Source organism: Robinsoniella sp. RHS (assembly GCF_001029355.1).
Classification (GTDB): Bacteria; Bacillota; Clostridia; order Lachnospirales; family Lachnospiraceae; genus Robinsoniella; species Robinsoniella peoriensis.
Genome location: NZ_JNGB01000184.1, coordinates 1 through 2,359, shown reverse-complemented (window position 1 = coordinate 2,359; position 2,359 = coordinate 1). Strand labels below are relative to the sequence as shown.

General features: G+C 45.7%; 1 protein-coding gene. It reads left to right on the top strand.

The genetic code is table 11. The annotated features are described in order from the left end of the window. Positions 1-2,359: Ig-like domain-containing protein (locus tag RHS_RS27870; RefSeq protein WP_047835023.1), on the top strand; the 2,359-nt coding region annotated here is incomplete at both ends.

Sequence of the window (2,359 nt, the reverse complement as noted above, 5' to 3'; positions counted from 1 at the left end):
AGACGAAGTACAGGACAACAGTTATACTTTTTGCGTATATTCGTAATGACCATACTCTGGAGGTCACATTTTCAGGTGACGGAGGCAGCGGTGAAGAGACAGAAAAGGTTACCTACCATCAGGACTACAGCGTAGATGATAGGGCTGACTATGCAGGAAATCTGATGGAGAGCAGTGTAGTAGAAGAAGATGGCGTAAAGATTAAGCTGAACAAGGGCAGTGACAATAATTTCCCAATGGCAATTGATACAAATGCTCCGGAAATTACAGAAGGAACTTTCTATACCAGGTTTGCCATTGATAATCTGAGTGACCAGAGCCTGTTTGATATCAAGACAGGGGACGGCGGATTTATCCGCATTGGATACGAAGTAGATCCCCAGGCGGCAACACCAAGGGCGGCATGGTTCTATGATAAGTCCGGCAATAATCCGGGATGGGGAGATTTTAACCAGACAACCCCGCTTACAGCAAACGAAGAGCATACGTTAAAAGTTACGTTTACGAAAAATGGAACAACAAATTATGACATTACACTTTGGGTGGACGGCGAAAATCTTGGAACAAAAACGTTAGCTTATGCACAGACACCCGGAAAGTTTGGATTTGGTGCCAGAAGAACAGGTAAGACTTATACAGTCAAAGAGGTATATTACACTACAGAAGAGGAGTATAAGATTGATGTAACAGCAGGGGATCACGGTGCGGCAAGCCAGGAAGGTGGTGTAACTGTATTCGGACTGAGCAGCAAGACCATTTTCTTTACACCGGATGACGGATATGAGGTGGGCAAGGTACTGGTAGACAACGTAGAGACAGAAGTAACCGATGCTCAATATACCTTTACGGATATTACAGGAAACCATACCCTTGCAGTATCCTTTAAAGAGGCAGAGGCTCCCGCCGTTGATAAATCAGCTTTACAGAATCTGTATGATGAAAACACCGGTAAAAAAGCAGAAGATTATACTGAAGAGAGCTGGGCAGCTTTTGATACGGCAATGAAAGCAGCGAAAGCAGTATTAGACAGCGGGACAGCAGACCAGGCGGCAGTGGATGCAGCGAAGGAAGCGCTGGAAACGGCAGCTGGAGGCTTACAAGCAGCAGAACCTCAGCCGGTGGATAAAACAGAATTACAGGGATTGTATGATAACAATACCGGTAAAAAGGCTGAAGATTATACCCTGGAGAGCTGGAATACTTTTGATGGGGCAATGAAAGCAGCCAAAGAGGTACTGGACAGTGAATCTGCGGACCAGGATGCAGTAGATGCAGCAAAAGCGGCACTGGAAGAGGCAATTAAAGGTCTGGTTCTGGCTGAAATTCCGGATCCGGCAGATAAAGCTGAATTACAGGCACTTTATGACCAGAATGCAGATAAGGCAGCAGAAGATTATACAGAAGAAAGCTTTGCCGTATTTGATCAGGCTATGAAAGCGGCAAAAGGGGTACTGGACAGTGAAACAGCTACACAGGACGATGTGAATCAGGCGCTGCAGGTATTAAGAGATGCCATTGCTCAGCTGAAAGATGCAGGAACAGAGGAAGATATCAAAGGGGCGCTTCGGCTGCTTTATGAGGCAAATACCACTAGAGAAGAAGCAAAGTATACGCCGGATTCCTGGAAAGTATTTGCAGATGCCATGGAAGAAGCAAAACGAGTGCTGGATGATCCGGATGCAGTGCAGGAACAGGCAGATGCAGCAAAAGATGCATTACAGAACGCAATTAATGGTTTGGCAGATGCAGATCCAGTTCCGGAAGTCAATAAAACGGCACTGAAGAATCTGTATGATGCAATTTCCGGAAAAGACCAGTCGAAATACACGCAGGATAGCTGGAGTGCATTTGTAAATGCAATGAATCAGGCTGAGACGGTATTAAATGACAGTGAAGCAACACAAGAACAGGTTAATGCAGCTCATGCAGCATTAGAAAAAGCAACAGCAGGACTTACTGAAATTCCGGTACCGGTTATAAAAGTAACGGGAGTAAGCCTGGATAAGCCGGCAGTAACCTTTACAAAAGCAGGAGAAACTGCACAGTTAAGGGCTCAGGTTGCTCCGGCAGATGCGGCAAATAAAAATGTCACCTGGAAATCTACCAATACAAAGTCGGTAACCGTAGACCAAAACGGACTGGTAAAGGCAGCGGCGAGCGGTTCCGCGGAGATTATTGTTACTACGGAAGACGGCGGAAAAACAGCCGTTTGTAAAGTAACGGTAAGCATTCCGGATCCGGTTGTAAAAGTAACCGGCGTGAGACTGGCACAAAAGAGTGCAGTTTTATCAGCGAAAGGGGCTTCTGTAAAACTAAGTGCAGCCGTATTGCCGAAAAATGCATCAAATAAAACAGTGAC